The sequence below is a fragment of the Bilifractor sp. HCP3S3_D3 genome, from assembly GCF_052063915.1.
Classification (GTDB): Bacteria; Bacillota; Clostridia; order Lachnospirales; family Lachnospiraceae; genus Bilifractor.
Genome location: NZ_JBQHWP010000016.1, coordinates 56,609 through 74,939, shown reverse-complemented (window position 1 = coordinate 74,939; position 18,331 = coordinate 56,609). Strand labels below are relative to the sequence as shown.

At 48.8% G+C, this 18,331-nt stretch carries 15 protein-coding genes; 12 read left to right on the top strand and 3 right to left on the bottom strand.

Annotated elements, in window-relative coordinates:
* Positions 1–234: hypothetical protein (locus ACTNDI_RS10515; protein WP_441100942.1), on the top strand; the 234-nt coding region annotated here is incomplete at its 5' end.
* Here ACTNDI_RS10515 and ACTNDI_RS10510 read toward each other — a convergent pair.
* The 3 genes from ACTNDI_RS10510 to ACTNDI_RS10500 all read right to left on the bottom strand — a co-directional run bounded on the left by ACTNDI_RS10510 (position 197) and on the right by ACTNDI_RS10500 (position 3,177).
* Positions 197–1,327 (bottom strand): hypothetical protein, encoded by a 1,131-nt coding sequence (locus tag ACTNDI_RS10510; protein ID WP_441100941.1) that lies wholly within the window; start codon positions 1,325–1,327, stop codon positions 197–199. The genes ACTNDI_RS10515 and ACTNDI_RS10510 overlap by 38 nt on opposite strands.
* Positions 1,324–1,845 carry an RNA polymerase sigma factor gene (locus ACTNDI_RS10505; protein ID WP_441100940.1) on the bottom strand — a complete coding sequence of 174 codons (522 nt, stop codon included), beginning with the start codon at positions 1,843–1,845 and terminating at the stop codon, positions 1,324–1,326. The genes ACTNDI_RS10510 and ACTNDI_RS10505 overlap by 4 nt, the downstream gene beginning before the upstream one ends.
* Positions 1,846–2,058: 213 nt before the next feature.
* The gene (locus tag ACTNDI_RS10500) at positions 2,059–3,177 is read right to left on the bottom strand and encodes a M20 metallopeptidase family protein (RefSeq protein ID WP_441100939.1); all 1,119 of its coding nucleotides are present in this window, start codon (positions 3,175–3,177) and stop codon (positions 2,059–2,061) included.
* Between the two features lie 268 nt (positions 3,178–3,445).
* Here ACTNDI_RS10500 and ACTNDI_RS10495 point away from each other — a divergent pair, with 268 nt between their 5' ends.
* From ACTNDI_RS10495 to ACTNDI_RS10445, 11 genes are all read left to right on the top strand, one after another.
* Entirely contained in the window at positions 3,446–3,718 is a 273-nt protein-coding gene (locus tag ACTNDI_RS10495; protein WP_441100938.1) for a hypothetical protein, read from the top strand.
* Positions 3,719–3,989: 271 nt separating this feature from the next.
* The gene (locus ACTNDI_RS10490) at positions 3,990–4,769 is read left to right on the top strand and encodes an MBL fold metallo-hydrolase (RefSeq protein ID WP_441100937.1); all 780 of its coding nucleotides are present in this window, start codon (positions 3,990–3,992) and stop codon (positions 4,767–4,769) included.
* Positions 4,770–5,102: 333 nt separating this feature from the next.
* Positions 5,103–5,228 carry a hypothetical protein gene (locus ACTNDI_RS10485; protein ID WP_441100936.1) on the top strand — a complete coding sequence of 42 codons (126 nt, stop codon included), beginning with the start codon at positions 5,103–5,105 and terminating at the stop codon, positions 5,226–5,228.
* 226 nt (positions 5,229–5,454) lie between these two features.
* Positions 5,455–5,652: a DUF6465 family protein gene (locus tag ACTNDI_RS10480; RefSeq protein ID WP_441100935.1), complete on the top strand. Its 198-nt coding sequence runs from the start codon at positions 5,455–5,457 to the stop codon at positions 5,650–5,652.
* Between the two features lie 290 nt (positions 5,653–5,942).
* On the top strand, positions 5,943–7,583 hold the full coding sequence (locus tag ACTNDI_RS10475; RefSeq protein WP_441100934.1) for a C69 family dipeptidase: 1,641 nt from the start codon (positions 5,943–5,945) through the stop codon (positions 7,581–7,583).
* 908 nt (positions 7,584–8,491) lie between these two features.
* Entirely contained in the window at positions 8,492–8,665 is a 174-nt protein-coding gene (locus ACTNDI_RS10470) for a hypothetical protein (protein ID WP_441100933.1), read from the top strand.
* Positions 8,666–8,811: 146 nt separating this feature from the next.
* Positions 8,812–10,206 carry a replication initiation protein gene (locus ACTNDI_RS10465; protein WP_441100932.1) on the top strand — a complete coding sequence of 465 codons (1,395 nt, stop codon included), beginning with the start codon at positions 8,812–8,814 and terminating at the stop codon, positions 10,204–10,206.
* A gap of 76 nt (positions 10,207–10,282) precedes the next feature.
* Complete coding sequence (locus ACTNDI_RS10460; protein WP_441100931.1) at positions 10,283–12,838, top strand: glycoside hydrolase family 3 protein; 2,556 nt, start codon at positions 10,283–10,285, stop codon at positions 12,836–12,838.
* Positions 12,839–13,016: 178 nt separating this feature from the next.
* Positions 13,017–14,336, top strand: a complete 1,320-nt coding sequence (locus tag ACTNDI_RS10455; protein ID WP_441100930.1) for an S-layer homology domain-containing protein — start codon at positions 13,017–13,019, stop codon at positions 14,334–14,336.
* Between the two features lie 520 nt (positions 14,337–14,856).
* On the top strand, positions 14,857–16,620 hold the full coding sequence (locus ACTNDI_RS10450; protein ID WP_441100929.1) for a MalY/PatB family protein: 1,764 nt from the start codon (positions 14,857–14,859) through the stop codon (positions 16,618–16,620).
* A 103-nt stretch (positions 16,621–16,723) separates the two neighbouring features.
* On the top strand, positions 16,724–18,163 hold the full coding sequence (locus ACTNDI_RS10445) for an MATE family efflux transporter (protein ID WP_441100928.1): 1,440 nt from the start codon (positions 16,724–16,726) through the stop codon (positions 18,161–18,163).
* Positions 18,164–18,331 lie beyond the last annotated feature (168 nt).

The following is an 18,331-nucleotide window of genomic DNA, read 5'->3' as shown; positions in this document are numbered from 1 at the left end:
AAAAAAAAAAAAAAAAAAAAAAAAAAAATAATAAAAAAAAAAAAACCAATAAAAAAAAATAAAAATTTTAAAAAAAAAAAAAAAAAAAACCCCCCCCCCCCCCCCCCGGGGGGGGGGGCCAAAACCCCCCCCCCCCCCCCGGTCTTCGGGCTTGTTCATTTTATTTTGCTGTTCCAGTATCGGGCACTTTTCAGGTTCAATGTGCAACAGTGTACTTCACATCATTTACCGTGATGTAATCTACCTGGTTCACGTCCACCAGTCTGTTCAGGTTCATCGTTATGACAGAGTAGTTTTCTCCAACGCCTCCTAACATGTAAGAAGTATTGTCGATATTGGTGTCTTTGTCATATACTTCATAAACCGATCCGTCTGTATAATGGATTGATACTTTCCCTAAATTTCCGGGATCGTATGCCTCTTCCTGTGAAAGTCCGAGACCTTTTCCGAGATCAATGCTGCAGCTGATCGACGACAGTTCCAGATGCCCGCCTTCTTCAGAGGAATACGCAGTTACCGCAAGCGCTTTTGTGGCAGGAATGGATACTTGTTTTTCCTGAGGCTTTTCATTTTCCGGCAGTGACAAGAGAGGGGTATCCGCATAATAGATATCCAGCTTCGGTTCCTCGCCATCCTCTACAGGATTTATAAACACGCAGTATGCATAGCAATGCAGAAGGGTGTCGGTGGATTTCTCATGATCAATATAAATAAAGTCCGACGCATTATCGAACAGCAGCCGGATGGTGGCGTTGTCTGCACTCCGGGCGCCCTTTGCCTCATTTGAGAGGCTGTCAAAATCATACACGGTGACGCCTGTACTGCATTCCAGTGTGAATTCCATCGTCATGGCATTTCTGTCACGGACAGCAGACAGGATCGTCAGCCTGTGGTCATTGATATCAACGGTTACCGGTTCGGTACTGGTCTGTTCGCCGATCAGACTGTCTGCTTTATCCGGATCAACCGGGACATAATTTCTTTCCGGATAGGTGATCTCAGTTTTTCCGCCTTTTCCATTGTCCGCCAGTTCTGTGTGAGATACCACGCTTTTTCTTCCGGCGTCGCCAAAAGCATTCCGGAAGAAATCCGCATGCTTGACAGAAGCGTACACTCCGACCGGACATGCCATACATACAGCAATCACGGCTGCGGCAGTCCGGAAAGACCATTTCCGGGTTCTTTTTCTCCGGTAATTTCGGATTGCCCTGTTTCTGGCAGATTTATAACGTCTGGAAAAATGGTGATTTTCCTGAATAGAGTCGAATTCCTCTACCGTCCAGTCCGGAAAGGATTCTTCTGTATAAGATGTCAGATTGTTTTTCATACGCGTCTTCTCCCTTCTCTTTCTTCTCTCAGTATCCGCAGAGCCCGCTCTTGTCTTTTTCTTACAGCAGCTTCACTGATGCTCAGAATCACCGCAGTTTCCGATACGCTTTTCTCATTCACATACCGCTCATACATCACGTCATAATATATGGACGGCAGACCCTGAATGATACTTTCTGTGTTACTCTCAGAATGAGTCTGGGGTTCCGGGTGCGCCTCTGCATGCAGCAATGCCGGATCTTCTGTGAGCAGCATTTTGGAACCCGCCCTCTGGTTTTTTCGATAAATATCAATCGCAGCGCTTCGTGTCACGGAAATCACAAGCCTCTTCGATGTATCAGATTCCGGATCTTCGATTCTGTAATTATGTTCCAGCAGTCTGACAAACGCATCCATCACGGCGTCCTCCGCCTGAAAACTGTTGTGCAGGATCGCATAGGCGATATGATACATCTTCTGCTCATACAGCCGGAACAGAGAAATGATATCATCAAAGTCATCCTTGCTAGCTGTCATTTCTTCACCTCTCTTCGCTCGGAATTAGAACGTTCTGACAACTATAACGTATCAGGCACGCGTTTTGTGACAAAGGCTGGCAGATTATTAGGACATCTTTGCCCGATATTTTAATTAGAAGTACGTGAGAAAAAACAGAAAAAGGAGATCAAATAGTATGGTTTCTTATACAAAGAAAGTGCCGCGGAAAACAGCACTCATCCATTACTATTTTCACGTTTTGCTTTCAGCCAGTTTCAGAAAAACAGCTGCAGCTGTCGGCAGAATGTGATCGTTAAAATCATACGCAGGCTGGTGCGGCATAGGCCAGTTGGTGCCGTTTCCGACGTAGAACATAGCGCCGGGGCGGATTTTCGTGTACCATCCGAAATCTTCCGAGGGTCTCCATGGCTGCTTCATGTTTACGCAGGAGTAGCCGGCTTTCACCGCTGCCCTGCGGACCTTCTCTGCGCAGCGGGGATGATTGATCGTGGCGGGGAAGGGATCAAATTCTTCAAAAGAGACTGTCAGCCCATATTGATCTGCCAGTTTTTCTGCCTGTGTGCGCAAAGTGAGATCCATATTATCCAGGACATCATCTGCTTCTGCTCTCAGTGTAAAAGCGATTTCACCTTGTCCCGGAGAAATGCCAAAATCCCGGCTGCCTTCCTGTATGCTGACGACTGTGCAGAGGCACGAAGAGGATTCTTTATTGATTTTTTCCGCATAGAGAGCCATAGAACCAAGTGCAGAAGCCGGGTTGCGACCATTTTCGGGAGTTCCGGCATGAGCACTTTCACCGGTAAACTGCACCAGCAGACCTTTGGAGGCACATTGCGTCAGACGGTCACGAACCATCACGGCATTTTCCGGATAACCGCTCAGGTTATGAAAAGCATATACTTCACTGATACCTGTCTCGCTTACGAAATCAGCACAGATTTTTCCTCCTTGGCCGGTTTCTTCCGCAGACTGGAAAATCAGATACACAGGACAGCGGACAGCCGCATCCTGTTCCAGAAGTACGGCCACAGCTGCCAATACAGCACAATGGCCGTCGTGCCCGCATTTATGTGCGATATTGGGTTTGGCCGATCCATAGGGCAGGGAAATAGTTTCTGGTATGGGAAGGGCATCCATATCCGCGCGGAAGGCGATTGGTGATGCTCCGTTATTTAATTTTGGTTCATACAGGGCATAGAACCAGGTTCCTTTATCCCTGATTTTCAGATGTGTGTTCATACAGATAAAGCTTTTCAGACATTCTTTCGTTTGAAACTCCTGCCCCGATAATTCCGGATATTTATGCAGTTTATGTCTAAGAGCTGTAATTGTTTTCCATAAGTCATCCATGTTATGTTTCCCTATCTTGTTTTTTATTACCGTTTAAGCTGGATTCTCCCGAAGAAAGAATGTACCTATATCTACTAAACAGCAGATAAATGTACTCCTGTTTACAGGAGAAAGTATGTTGAAAAAGGCTTTTTTAATTATTATAGGATGATTTTCGGTTTTATCCAATGAGGATTAAGATTCACCTGCCTATAACCTTATGGGTAGAATATTTCTTTCAGCTCCGGTTATAGAATACCGCGCCGAAAAAAGTCACGGAGCCTGGTCCGTGCAGATACCGGATCCCTGCCTTTTGGAGTTCCTGTTCCTGGGGGCAAATATCGACGCTGTCCAGGTTGCCGGCAGATTTGGAATCAAGGCAAACCGTGCTGTCCGGTATGAACACGATGGGGTCGGTACGAGACTCAATTATGAAGTCATGTCAAAGGCGGTCAGCTATGCCAGGAGCGCCCCTTCCGCAGCAGATATGGAATGTGCCCTTGATAAGGAAGGGCTGCTTGCACCAATCCGTGAAGATTATAAGCGGAGACACAAACGGTAATGCGCACAGTTTGTTGACAGAGCGGAACCTGACCGGCAGACCCGTTGATGATATGGAGAACTATAAACATAAACTTCCCACCGTGGAAAGTTCAGTTGAAAACTCAATCGTTTAGCCGATAAAAAAGGCATAAGTCCTTTGTCTTTGGTATAATAGGGTCAGAAAATGAGTCATTCTCCCGGTTAAACGGTTGAGTTTTCAAGAAATACGCCCACTTTTCATGTTGGGAGTTTAAAGTTAACTGTATTGAAGCAGACAAGGAGTACGAGATATGCACGAAATCTATCAGGCAGGCAGACATGTTCTTCATATTCAGGAAACAGACGGCACGTTTTTCAGCATCATACACGGAGACAAGCTCGCGATCATCTCAGATACTGCCTACGGGATTGGGGACAACCGTGGTTTTATCGAAGCTCATATAAATACCCCTTACATCGTTATCAATACCCATGGCCATGCAGATCACGTGCAGGGAAACTGGCAATTTGACGAAGCCTGGATGCATCCGGCGGACCAGCCAGCCTATGAAAGAGCCTGCAGCAGGATACAGAGGATCTCAACCTTTTACCAGTATACAGCGTCCTACGGCGTACCCAGGGAGCGGAAGGACGCCTATATCGCCGCGCCACGCACCGTCATCCATCCTCTGCAGGGCAACGAACGCTTTGATCTGGGCGGCGTCCATGTCTCTGTTCACCATTTTCCCGGACATACCAGAGGTGAGATCGGGCTGCTCGTGGAAGAGGACCGGCTGCTCCTCTCGGGCGATTCTTTCAGTGACGACTGCTTTATGTTCTGGGATAATCATGACTCCATGGAGGCTCTGCAGGAATCCCTGAAAAAGGCTCTTCACCTCCCCTTTGATACATACCTCGGAAGTCATACGACGAAAGCTCTTCCCAGAGAATTTCTCTCCACTGTGCTTGAAAACGCCGAGAAACAGGAGATTGTTCCCGGATCGGAAGAAGTTATTCTCGGTGTAAAAACACTCACCATTCAGGCAGAAGGACCGTTCGGCATCTCAAAAATCCGGATTCCGGACGTCTGACAGCAGCCGGCCCTGCATGAACGCTGACAAATTCCTCTGCATCCATTGATTCCTTCGGCCTTCTAAGGACATCTCACTGTAACCATTATCTTATCCAAAATGATAAGAATATTTTTTCCGGAACCCGGTCTTCGGAAACGGCCGGGTTGAATGATACGTTCGAATTCGCATTTACATAATTGTATATTTTGCTGCCCATTGTGCGTATTTTTGCATTTGCTATCTGTCATAATAAAATCATCCTTAATCACGAAGAGACATCAAGATCTGTCTTTTCATCTCTTCATTCATAATTCTTTTCAAATGATGACATTTACGATAAGGAGGATTTTTATGAAAGGTTATTCAATCAGCGATGGCTTTATGGGATATGTTGACGGTGGGTATATGCTTTTTGCGTGTGAATCCGAGTATATAGATTATATTGAAGAGGAAGACGAGGAATCCTCTCTCAACTGAACCGCCTGTTTTCATCCATTCATTCCACAAGCTCTCTGACATTTGTTCAGTGTGCACATAGTATCCTGCAAAATTCGGGAAAATAATGTATACATTACGAACATATTTGTGTTACACTTTCCAATGTAATGGTCTACTAAAGTTATATATACCATATCATTTAAGATATTCTGCATATGATATGGCATCAACTGTAAACCGAAATAAGTGAAAGAGGTAAATGGAAATGGCAGTTAGAAAAAGCACAGTTAAGGCAGATGTAATTCTTCAGTACGGCGGCAGACAGTATACCGAGAAGGATATCATCGACAGAGTAAAGGCAGCCGCTCCCAAGGCGAAGGATCTCACCATCTATGTAAAGCCCGAGGAAAACCGCGCTTACTACGTTGCGGACGGAGATGCCGATAACTTTGTAGAACTTTGATCGGACATATCAACGTCCCGGATTTTTCACAGAAGATCCCGAAGGCAGCCGGATCCCTTACAGGGGTGCGGCTTTCTTTTTTGCCGACGCACAGCATCGAATTGTGATAAAATACACATCAGATCATAGATAAGAAAGAAGGTTATACAATGAGTAAGCTTGGTGGAAAGAACAAAGACAGCAAGAAGGCAGCAGAGAAGAAGATGAAGCAGCAGCTTGCAGCTCTGGCGCGCAAAAACGCGAAGAAGAAGAAATAATGATCCCTGAAGCAGACAGAAAGGAATAATAAGATGCCCTGTACTACTATACTGGTCGGCCGGAAGGCCACCTATGACGGTTCTACCTTTATTGCACGAAATGATGACTCTCCCTCCGGGAAATACACCCCGAAGAAATTCACGGTCGTCCATCCCGAGGAACAGCCGCGCAAATATCGCTCGGTTCTTTCTCATGTAGAAATCGACCTTCCCGACAATCCGATGCGCTACACCGCGGTGCCGAATGCACTGGAAGGCGAAGGAATCTGGGCTGCCAGCGGGGTGAATGAAGCCAATGTGGCCATGACCGCCACGGAGACCATCACAACCAACGAACGCGTACTCGGCGCAGATCCGCTTGTCGAATTTGTTCCGGCAACGGACGGAAGGCCGGAAGTTCCAGGAGGAATCGGCGAGGAGGACCTCGTGGTTCTCACCCTTCCCTATATCCACACCGCACGCGAGGGAGTAACCCGTATGGGAAGTCTTCTCGAGAAGTACGGTACCTATGAATCCAATGGAATGGCTTTTCAGGACAAGGACGAAATCTGGTGGCTCGAAAGCATCGGCGGTCATCACTGGATTGCCCGAAGAGTACCGGACGACCGGTACGTCATCATGCCGAATCAGCTGGGAATCGATGAGTTCGACATGGACGACGCCTTTGGCGAGCAGAAGAATTATATGTGCTCCGCAGATCTTCGTGAATTTATTACCTGGAATCATCTGGATCTCACCGTAAAGGACGAGGCACAGGATTTCGAAGTCGGATTCAGCAGATCATCCGGAGATTCTCCGTCACAGTCAGACACCGCTTCCGATTCCGGAACTCACGCGGCAAAGCACTGGACCTTCAATCCCAGAGATGCATTCGGAAGTCACGATGATGCAGATCATGTATACAATACACCGCGCGGATGGTATATGGCCCGTTACCTGAACCCCCATTTTGCTTCCTGGGACGGCCCTCACGCGGACTATCGACCGGATTCGGATGATATTCCATGGAGCCTGACTCCGGAGCGGAAGGTCACGCCCGAGGACGTGAAATATCTCCTTTCCTCTCATTATCAGGGCACTCCGTACGATCCCTACGCCTCATATGGAGACAGCAGCAGAAGAGGAGCATACCGCTCTATCGGTATTAACCGCAACGATTTCCTCGCTCTGATTCAGATCCGTCCGTACCAGCCGGAGGAGTTCCGGACCATCGAATGGCTCGCATTCGCTTCGAATGCGTTCAATACATGGGCTCCGATGTACGCCAATGTCACCAGAACCCCGGCGTATCTTTCCAACACCGGAAAGCACGCTTCCACAGATAACTTCTACTGGACAAGCCGTATGATCGCCGCGATGACAGATGCCTCCTATGGAAAGAGCCTCTTCCACATTGAGCGATATCAGCTTGCGGTTGGAGCAAAAGGCCATGAGCTTATCCGTAAATACGACGCTAAGATGATGGACGCACTCGGTGATCCAGTGGCTGCAATCCCCGCTGCAGCTTCCTCCTCAGACAGATCCGAAAGAAATGATCGTATTCATGCGCTTGCCGAGCAGGCAAACCAGGAAATGGCAGATGCATTAAAGGAAGCAGCTGCGGATACGCTTGATAAGGTTCTCTATGAACTGAGCAATCAGATGAAGAATTCCTATTCCAGATCTGACACCTGATCCACAAACAGCAGATAACGAAAAAAGTACCTGATTCATCAGGTACTTTTTTCGTTATCTGAAATTTATCCGAACCAATTCCTGCGATGATTCTCTGCTGAAGTGGGCTTTTATAACCGGTTATCCGGAAGTTCTGCCTTTTTATTCATCAAAAATCATTGTTCTTGCATAATCCTGTCAGATGTCTTGTTAAAGGTTATCATTTTGCTGCTGATTTTTCTCGTCGATCATCAGATCTAACTGGAAAACAGATTGCGGAACATAGAAAAATACAGCATCCAAGTTTCCCTTTTGTTTTCTATTCAGTTGTTGTAAGTATATTTTTCGCTATCTGGCTGAAGTGAGATAAGCGATCCGGCCGCTTTATATTATATATAATAACAACATTTATATTTCTTTTATTTTAGAGAGCCGGAAATCCCTGCAAATAAAGGATTCTCCGGGTTCAGAAAACGAAAAAGCTACTGCTGTCGAACATCAAATTAACTGACAGATAACATTCCGGATAAGTCAGAAGGCGAAAAAACGGAGAGTGGAGGCAACGATTGGGGGAATGCAGATACAGACGGCCGGATTCAGCCGCTAAGTCAGATGACGAAAAGAATACTTCAGAAAGCGATGCCGGTACAGATGACGAAAAAAATACCGGACGGTCCCGATAAGTATCTGAGTCGTTATGATCAGGAGTGATGATGTCAGACAACGAAAAAAATACTCCGCTCAGAAAGCGAAAAAAATACTTTTCAGACCGGATTCAGAAGGCAGACCGGGTGAAAGAAAACGAAAAAATTACTGACTGATGACGAATAAAGTACTGAAATCAAGCAGCAAAGGCAGATCAACAGGAAGGACAATTATTCAGATGACGACATTTGTACTGAATCATCATAGATCGCGAAGGTTTCCTGATGACGAATAATATACTGAAATCAGCCGCTGTTTCCTTCCTAAGGGCTGTTTTTCCAGGGAAAACAGCCCTTAGGAAGGAAACAGAAGACGAAAAAAATACTGTAAACGAGAGGCGGTCAGAAGACGAAAAAACGACTTATGTAAATGGGGCAAGTACTTTTTTCGCCATATGAGAGCGAGATGACGAATAAAATACTGAAATTTAATGAAAAGTTAATCAGTAACTTTTTCGTTATCTGAGAGACAAATGGGAAAGAATAGGTTATTATCCTGTTAAAGTATTTTTGTCGCTTTCTGACAAAACAAAGGGGATATTGAAATGACAAGTACCAGTGTACGGAACGACCTGATCGAGGGCGTTGTCGTCCGGAAGAGTAATTCGCTGATCAATGCGAAATATAAAACCTCGATTCTCGGGAACAAGATCATCGCTGTTTCTCTCACAAAGCTGCAGCAGGAGCCGGGATCGAAGCAGGTAATGGCAACGCTTTATCCGAGTGAGATCAAACGTATCCTTGGTAATGAGACAGATACCAATATTTATAAGAAGCTGAAGAGCGTCAGCAAGCAGCTGGCCGGGAATATCATCACGATTGAAGACGGTCTCGGAAATTTCCATACCTTTACGATGATTACCAACGTGTCCTATAAAGACCAGAAGCTGGAGATCATCTATAACCGGGAAATGACACCGCATATCACGAGTCTTCAGAAGAGTTATACTTCCATGGAACTTGCGACGCTTGTCTCCTTCGAGAAGAACAGTTCCTTCCGTCTCTATGAGCTTCTGAAGAAGGAAGCATACAAGATTGATACGACGAAATCAAAGTTTGTCACGAAGGTTTACAGTGTGGATGAACTTCGTTGTACGCTCGGACTCGTGAATCTGGATGCCTCCTATCTTCAGAGAGCGGTTTCCGATGGCGCGACGTGGTCGGAGCTGGTCCGTCTGGCAAAGAAGGAGGACAAGCAGTATGAGCGGTTTACGGATTTCCGTACAAAGGTGCTTGACGAAGCAAAGATCGAGATGGACGAGAAGGCAGACATTACGTTCGAGTACACCGTGGAGAGAGGAAACAGAGGCCGGGCGACCGACATCATGTTTATGATTTCCTGGAATATTCCGGAGGCAAATCTCGAGACGATTCACAAGAATAAGGTGAAGATCGAGCAGCTGAGTCCGGAGTACGTGAAGGTCGCTGAACCGGATCCGTTCGAAAAGGTCGCCGCGGAGGACAAGAAGAGCGGAGCGAAGAAACTGCGGGAATATTCGGATATTCTGACATATCTGAAGAAGAGTGGAATCCGCGCTACAAGCGGATTTACGATGGAGTACTACGATCGTCTGCTTCAGGATGCGAATGGAGATACGGACGAGATCAAGAGAGAGATCGACTACGCGAAGACCGGAGGAATGACGATCCGGAATTATTTCGGATGGCTGAGAGAGGCAGTGCGGAACCGCTACGCGGACAATGTCGTAGAAGCGGTGGAAGGAAGCACGGAGGATGCGGAGACTGCCAGGGAGCTCCACAGGGAATCTCATTCGAACAGAACCAAGGAGCTTGTATGGGAGCGATACAAGCAGAAGGATAATTTCCAGGATTTTGTGGAAAGCACGGGCGTACCGCTCGAGGCTATGGAGCTTGCCTTTGACATCGATGAGCGAATCAAGATGTATATGGATTTTACAGTCGAGAATATGCACGCATGAGCGTTAGAACGAGAAGCCGGTCACCGGAACAGGATGCCGGCTTCTCTTTTTGAAAAAATGACAGGAGGACGTCGAAATGGAGAGAAAAATGATACAGCGCGGATTTTCCGGAACACGAAAACCTGAAGAGAGCGCAGAGGAGCGCATCGGACGTGCGGCGGCGCGGAAAGCTGCCGCCGCAGGCATGGTACTTCTGAAAAATGAAAATCATATACTGCCGCTTCGAAAGGGCAGCGGTGTCGCGCTGTACGGTGTCGGGGCATCCCATACCATCAAGGGAGGAACGGGTTCCGGTGACGTGAATGAGCGTTCCAGCGTCAGCATCTATGAAGGAATGAGAAACGCCGGATTTGTGATCACAAATGAAGCATGGATCCGTGATTTTGAAAAAACCTATACCGAGGCGAGGCTTCGCTGGAGAGATGATCTGCTCGGCAGGAAGAAGGCAAATGGGGGAGAATATGATTTCTTCAGCGATTATTCGGAGCATCCGTTCCACATGCCTGCGGGACGGCCGATTGATCCTTCGAGGGATATTGCAGAAGACAGGAATACGGCATTCTATATCCTCAGCCGGGTGTGCGGAGAGGGAGCGGATCGTTTCTGTGAAAAGGGCGACTATTATCTGACGGATGAGGAGCATCACATGCTGCGGGATATCTGCGGGATTTATAAGGATGTGATTGTGGTGCTCAATGCGGGAGGACAGGTGGATCTGTCATTCCTGGATGAGTTTGCGAACATCCGGGGGCTGATTCAGATGGCACAGCCGGGAATGGAGGGAGGAAATGCCTTCGCGGATCTGGTCTCCGGAAGAATCAATCCATCGGGAAAGCTGGCGGACAGCTATGCGTTTCGCTATGAGGACTACCCGAATGAACAGAATTATTCCCACAACAACGGTAATACCGACACAGAGGAGTATAACGAGGGCATCTATGTCGGATATCGTTATTTTGACAGCTATGAGATTCCGGTTCGCTACGGGTTTGGCTGCGGGCTTTCATACACCTCCTTTTCCATCCGTGCCGGCGAGATCTGTAAGGCGGAAGGCGGGGACACACAGGAAATCAGTGTGACGGCGACGGTCAGAAATACGGGAGAAACTGCGGGTCGCGAGGTCGTTCAGGTGTATGCGTCGCTTCCGTATGGAAAACTGGAGAAGGAGTATCGACGCCTGGCTGGTTTTATTAAAACCGATGAGCTGAAGCCGGGGGAAGAGCAGAAGGTTATGGTTGAAATTCCGCTGAAGACGCTGGCATCCTACGACGAGAAATGTGCTGCGTGGATTATGGAGGAGGGCGATTACGGAATCTGGGTCGGAAACAGCCTGGAAGGATCCCGGCTCGTCGGAGCCGTCCGGCTGGATGAGACCGCTGTGCTTGAGAAGGTCAGAAACATCTGTCCGCTGAAGACAGATCTGGAGGAATTTCACAGAGATCCGGAGCTGATGAAGAGACAGTATCAGGGATGGAGGAATGAGGCGGCCGAGAAGAGGCTTCCTGTTGTTCTTCTGCATGCGTCTGAAATCCGGAGAAAGACCGTTACGTACCGCAGCAACGCGGAGCTTGTCGAAACGGAGGCGCGCTCCTTTACGGATACGCTGACAAGAGAGCAGCTGATTCGTCTGTCGGCGGGAGATCCCGGTCAGGCGCAGGGGAGCAGCAGCCTCGGTTCTGCTGGGTTTACGGTTCCGGGCTCTGCGGCGCAGACAAGCCGTGCCGCAGAGGATCGGAATCTTGCGAGCATCGTGCTTGCGGACGGACCTGCAGGACTGCGTTTGATGCGCTATTATTTTGTCCGGGACGGAAAGGTCGTTCCCATGCCCTTTGAATTCAGTCTGGAGGGCGGATTCTTCGCGCCGGAAGCGGGGGAGATGAAGGACGATAAATATTATCAGTACTGCACGGCAATCCCGACGGGGACTGTACTGGCGCAGACCTGGGATACGGATCTGGTTTCCGAGGTGGGTGAGATTATCGGAAAAGAGATGCTCAGGTTCGGGGTGACGCTCTGGCTGGCTCCCGGCATGTGCATTCACAGAAATCCGCTTTGCGGAAGGAATTTTGAATACTATTCAGAAGATCCGGTGCTGACCGGAGAAATTGCCGCGGCAATGACGAACGGGGTGCAGAGGAATCCGGGCGTCGGAACGACCATCAAGCATTTTGCGTGCAACAACCAGGAAGACAACCGCATGAGATCGGACTCGGTCCTCTCGGAAAGAACGCTGCGGGAGATTTATCTTCGGGGATTTGAGATCGCGGTGAAAAAATCACAGCCGATGTCGCTTATGACCAGCTATAATCTGGTGAACGGCGTGCATGCAGCCAACTGCCGTGACCTGATCACAGATGTTCTGCGGAATGAATGGGGTTTCCGGGGTGCTGTCATGACGGACTGGACGACGACGATGCAGCTCCAGGATCCGAAGGGAGCGACCGCGGACGGATGTATGCGTGCCGGCAATGACATGATCATGCCGGGAGCTGCGTCGGATTATGAGGAAATCGGGAAGGCACTGGACAACGGGACGCTTTCACCGGAAGACCTGAAGGCCTGCGTGAGCAGAACGGTGTCGATAATCTGGCAGTCCGCCATGTATGAGGGAGCGGTGCCGTATCAAAAGTGATCTGACCGGTTTGAGACAATTATTAACGAAATCAGCCTGAGATATTAATTGATGAATCTGCCTGTGCGGGGTGAAAATCTGCTGAAGTTGCAGAAATAAGAAGAATATGTTACAATACCTTTAAAATTTCGTTTAAAAATTTAAGATTCAAAATGAAATAATGAAACGGAGAAGGTATATGAACAAACTCGTCAAGAAATTACTGTGTCTGTGCATAACCGGTGTGATTTCGTTCGCTGCGCCTGCAGCGACAGCGGTATCTTCCGCGGTGCCGGTGTATGCGGATGTATCTGTCGGAAATTTTACAGATGCGGATTTTAATATTTTCATCAATATGATCGGGGCGTGTGAGTCCGGAGGACTGGTATACGGACAGCGGGATTACGCAACTTACCTTTCTCTGGCAGACAGCTGGGGAGCGGAGCAGACAATTACCATCGGCTGGTGGTCGGCTTACGGGAATAACGGACGTGCTCTTCTGAACAGGATTTACAATGCGGATCCGGCTCTGTTCCAGAGCATTGATACGGACGGATCGATTCAGGCCATGCTCAGTCAGGACTGGGAGAAGCTGAAATGGGAGCCGTCAGCTGCTCAGAAGGATGTGATTGTACGTCTGATCACGACAGATACCGGAAAGAAATGCCAGGATGAGGCATTTAAGGAATTTGCGAAGATATATATTGAGGACTGTCAGTCGTCCTATACAGATGATGTAGCCGCCTGCATGATGTATGCGGAAATCGGCATGCTGGGCGGGGAGGCAGCGGCGAATCGGATCTTTAACAGGGTGGTGAATGATTATTCATCGAATTTCAGTCTGGACAATATCATGGCAGCGCTGGCGGATGATCAGAAGGCAAGTACAAATCCTTATTCGGTAAGCGGCGCTGTGTATAATACCAGGCACAGTCTTTTTTATCAATGGATTCAAACCTATCTTCAGCCGGCGGATCCTCAGGAAAATGGCGTGTTCACGGACGTTCAGAATACATCCCGGTATTATTATGAGCCGGTTTACTGGGCTTATCAGAATGGGGTGACCAGCGGGACGAGCAGTACGACGTTCAGTCCGTCGAATACAACGACACGGGCGCAGATTGTCACGTGGATCTACCGTCTGCTCGGAAATGGAGAGGTCAGCGGGAGTGCCGGCTTTACGGATGTTGCTCCATCCTCCTATTACTATCAGGCGGTGAACTGGGCGGATGCGCATGGAATCGCTGTGGGATTCTCAGATGGATCGTTTGGCGCAGGGGCTAACTGCACCAGGGCGCAGATCATCACGATGATCTATCGCTGTTATGCGTCCGGCAGCGGAAGCTACAGCAGCAACTTCAGTGACGTATCGGCAGATGCCTATTATTATAACGCGGTAGGATGGGCTGTACAGAATGGAATCACGAGCGGTACATCGGCATCTACATTCTCACCGGAGATCACCTGCAGCAGGGCAGATGCTGTAACCTTCCTGTATCGGGCGGCTTCGAAATTCTGAGAGAGAAATGACAGGAACGGATTTTTTTCATAAGATCATAGCTGATATTTCAGTGCCCCTCTGGGGGCACTGTTTTTTTACGCGAACAGTGAGCCGCAGCCGAATGCGAAGTATTCGTGTGCGGCGAGCGTCGCGATAGCGAGATAAAACTCGCGCAGCGTGTTTTATTTGTAATCGCCACGCTCTTGAAAGGATACTGACAGCATGATACAGCGCGCAAGGTGCGGTTATCTTTTCTAAGTGCCACGCTCTTGAATGGATACTGACAGCAGGATACGCGCGTAAGGTGCGGATACCTTTGCAGGCACCGCGTTTGGGAGAGAAAACAAAGAACCGTGTTCTCCTTCACAGGACCAAAAATGACCGTATTTCAGAATCCTTCCGGATATGATACAATGGCAGACGTAATGTCCTGCAGTGTGGCAGAAACCTCATTTTTATGAATGGAATATACGGAAAAATGCGCTGCTGCGGTGTGCATCGGAGAATAATTCGAATTTTGTGTGGAGACGGAGAAAGAATGAAGTACGATTTTACGTCGATTATTGACAGGCGGGGACAGGATGCCACCGCGGTGGATGCCGCCGGAAAGCGGGTCTGGGGATTTGAGCCGGGAGCGCCGATGAGGGGATTCGATTTTATCCCAATGTGGGTGGCGGATATGAATTTCAAGACCTGCCCGGCGATTACAGACGCGATTATCAGACGGGCGCAGCATCCGTTGTTTGGATATTTTGTACCAAAGGACACTTACTACGACTCGATTATCCGATGGCAGGAAGAACGCAATCATGTGACAGGACTCTCGCGGGAACATATCGGATATGAAAATGGTGTGCACGGATTTATCTCGAGCGTGATTGATGTACTGACACAGCCCGGAGATCGGATATTTCTTCATCGGCCATATTATGTCGGTTTTATCGGAGATATTATCGGCAAGGGGCGGCGTCCGGTGTTCAGCGATCTGAAGAAGGATGAAAGTGGGATCTGGCGGATGGACTATGAGGACATGGAGCGTCAGATCCGTGAGAATCAGGTCCGGCTTGCAATTTTCTGCTCTCCGCATAATCCGTGCGGGAGAGTCTGGACAGCAGAGGAAATCGAAAAGGCAATGGAGGTTTTCCGAAGAAATGACTGCCTCGTGATCAGTGATGAGATCTGGTCGGATCTTACCTATACCGGGCATTCCCATGTACCGGCTCAGATGGTCAGTGAATGGGCCCGTGAGCATGTTATGGCGGCGTATGCGCCGAGCAAGACCTTCAATCTGGCGGGGCTTGTCGGGAGCTACCATATCATATATAATCAGAAGCTCAATCAGAGAATCACGGATTTTTCGGCAAATACCCATTACAATGAAATGAATGTCTTCAGTGAGCACGCACTGATCGCGGCATACAGCCGCGAGGGAGCGGAATGGACCAATGAGCTCAGAAGTGTTCTCGAGGATAACTGCCGCACGGCAGTTGATTTCATACAGGAAAATTTCGAGGGCGTGGATGTTTCAATGCCGGAGGGCACCTATATGCTGTTTCTGGACTGCACCGGCTTCTGCAGAAGAACCGGAAGAACGATCGATGAGGTTCTCAGAGCGGGCTGGAATGTAGGCGTCGGGTGGCAGACGGGTCATGCATTCGGCGGTAACTGTCATATTCGCGTCAATCTGGCTCTGCCAAAGACAAAACTCATGGAAGCGCTTGGCAGGATGCGGGATTATGTTTTCACCGATACGGATACAGAGGCTTATTTGTGGATCAATAAGTCTGATGAAGATCAGACAGACGTTGAGGGAGCGCGTTCCGGCGACAGCGGCATGCAGGGAGCAGATAAATCTGAAGGCTGTCGGGATACCGACAGATTGAATCGGCAAGAAGAAATTCGACAGAGAGAAGAGAAGGAAGCACGCTGTGACATGAAGAGAGGGAGCACGGAGACGGATGACGGAGAAGAAAGCGTGGATCCTGAAGAAAGTGGAGAGCCTGAAGAAAGCGGGGATCCTGAGAATTTCTCTGCCGGATGGATATACAATGATGACGGTCTGCTGACCGTTTCCGATGACAGAAATCGTGATATGACGGTGAGTGCCGTGAAGAGGATTCTGGAAAATTATCCTGTAGAGGAATGTCATCTGGCGGGATTTGTAAATGGAAATATCGTTGGGAACAAGGATATGGAGGAAGCGCAGAATTATTGCCGGATCCTGCAAAACGGAGGATTGAAGATTGCGGAGCTCTTCACGGAGGAGGAATGCGTGAAGCTGAAGCAGATCGGGATTTTCTGACACACGCTTTGCGGCAGGCGGCCTGTCTGCGTTTTCGAAGAGATAAAAGAATAAACCACATGCTGTAACCAGCGTCACATACGGTATAAGCTACGGATTGGTTATGAAAAATATTAGTAAATCAGAGACAATAGAAAAAGAAAATGAGGAGAAACAGTACCGGAGGATGACGGAGACGCCGGTCTCGAAGCTGATTCTGCAGCTGGCGGTTCCGACGATCATCAGTATGCTGATCACGAACATCTATAACACCGGCGACACGTATTTCGTCAGCCGGATCGGAACATCGGCGTCCGGGGCGGTCGGAATTGTATTTGCGCTGATGGCAATTTTCCAGGCACTGGGTTTCATGTTCGGTCATGGCGCCGGAAGCATCATATCCAGACACCTGGGCGCAGAGGATCCGGATGCCGCAGTAAAGTTCGCGTCTACGTCTTTTTTCGTCAGCTTTGGCGTTGGTATTCTTGCCGCACTGTTCTGTATGATTTTCATGAATCCGATCCTCCGCCTTCTTGGAGCGACGGATACGATTCTTCCATACGCGAGAGAATACGCGTTCTGGATTTTTCTGTCGGGGCCATTTCTGGCGACAAGCTGTGTGCTGAACAACATCCTCCGCTATGAGGGACGGGCATTTTATGCGATGATAGGTCTTACGACGGGAGGCATCCTGAATCTGATCGGCGACCCGATTCTGATGTTCGGCTTCCATCTGGGGGTCAGCGGCGCAGGAATATCGACGGCTGTATCTCAGATTATCAGTTTTCTGATTCTTCTCCATATGTTTTACAGCGGAAAGACCGTGACCTATTTCTCTCTCCGGACGGTCGGGAGGGCGGCTTCCGGACTGTTCCGGTGGAGAGTTCTCGGAAGGGATACCGCGGATATTGTAAGGACGGGATTCGCGAGCTTTGTGCGTCAGACGCTGAACAGTGTATCGACGGGATTTCTGACGTCTCAGGCATCTGCCTACGGAGATGCGGCGATCGCCGGCATGAGCATCGTGGGAAGAGTGGTGTTCCTGATGGCATCCGTCGCAATCGGAATCGGACAGGGGCTCCAGCCGGTAGCAGCGTTTAATTACGGCGCGGGAAAGTATCGGAGAGTGAAACGCGGTTACGGATTTACCGTGGCGGCGGGGACGGTTGTCCTGGGAGTCATCGCCCTTGTCATGGCCGTTTTTGCTGCGCCTGTGATCGCCTGGTTCCGGCCTGATGCGGATGTGGTGAAGATCGGAGCGCCGGCACTTCGCTGGCAGTGTGCGACCTGCCTCCTTCAGGCATGGATCATCAGCTCCAACATGCTTTTTCAGAGCATTGGAAAGAGCTTTCGGGCCTCATTCCTTGCCGGTCTGAAAAGCGGCTTCTGCTTTATTCCGCTGGTATGTATCCTTCCGAGGCTCTGGGGAATTAACGGAATTATTCTGGCACAGCCGCTCGCGGATGTAATTACGGCAGCGGTCACAGTACCGTTCATCGTTCCGTTCATGCATGAGCTAAGTAGATCAGAGCGCAAGACCGTAAGCGAATCCGGAAAGGTTTAAGTCTGGCGCTCATGCTGAAAAATAAGTATTTACGATTGCGGATCCGGCAGGGTATAGTACTCATTGAAAAGTAAATGGATCAGTCATTTCGAGGGGGAAATAGGTGAGCGTTAGAAAGCTCCTGTTTCTCCCTTATGTATTTTCGGACGGTGTTCACAGCACGGCCTT

Coding starts and splice junctions, on each gene's coding strand:
- ACTNDI_RS10510 (WP_441100941.1), bottom strand. CDS start 1,327: ATGAAAAACAATCTGACATCTTATACAGAAGAATCCTTTCCGGACTGG.
- ACTNDI_RS10505 (WP_441100940.1), bottom strand. CDS start 1,845: ATGACAGCTAGCAAGGATGACTTTGATGATATCATTTCTCTGTTCCGG.
- ACTNDI_RS10500 (WP_441100939.1), bottom strand. CDS start 3,177: ATGGATGACTTATGGAAAACAATTACAGCTCTTAGACATAAACTGCAT.
- ACTNDI_RS10490 (WP_441100937.1), top strand. CDS start 3,990: ATGCACGAAATCTATCAGGCAGGCAGACATGTTCTTCATATTCAGGAA.
- ACTNDI_RS10485 (WP_441100936.1), top strand. CDS start 5,103: ATGAAAGGTTATTCAATCAGCGATGGCTTTATGGGATATGTTGACGGT.
- ACTNDI_RS10480 (WP_441100935.1), top strand. CDS start 5,455: ATGGCAGTTAGAAAAAGCACAGTTAAGGCAGATGTAATTCTTCAGTAC.
- ACTNDI_RS10475 (WP_441100934.1), top strand. CDS start 5,943: ATGCCCTGTACTACTATACTGGTCGGCCGGAAGGCCACCTATGACGGT.
- ACTNDI_RS10470 (WP_441100933.1), top strand. CDS start 8,492: ATGACGAATAATATACTGAAATCAGCCGCTGTTTCCTTCCTAAGGGCT.
- ACTNDI_RS10465 (WP_441100932.1), top strand. CDS start 8,812: ATGACAAGTACCAGTGTACGGAACGACCTGATCGAGGGCGTTGTCGTC.
- ACTNDI_RS10460 (WP_441100931.1), top strand. CDS start 10,283: ATGGAGAGAAAAATGATACAGCGCGGATTTTCCGGAACACGAAAACCT.
- ACTNDI_RS10455 (WP_441100930.1), top strand. CDS start 13,017: ATGAACAAACTCGTCAAGAAATTACTGTGTCTGTGCATAACCGGTGTG.
- ACTNDI_RS10450 (WP_441100929.1), top strand. CDS start 14,857: ATGAAGTACGATTTTACGTCGATTATTGACAGGCGGGGACAGGATGCC.
- ACTNDI_RS10445 (WP_441100928.1), top strand. CDS start 16,724: ATGAAAAATATTAGTAAATCAGAGACAATAGAAAAAGAAAATGAGGAG.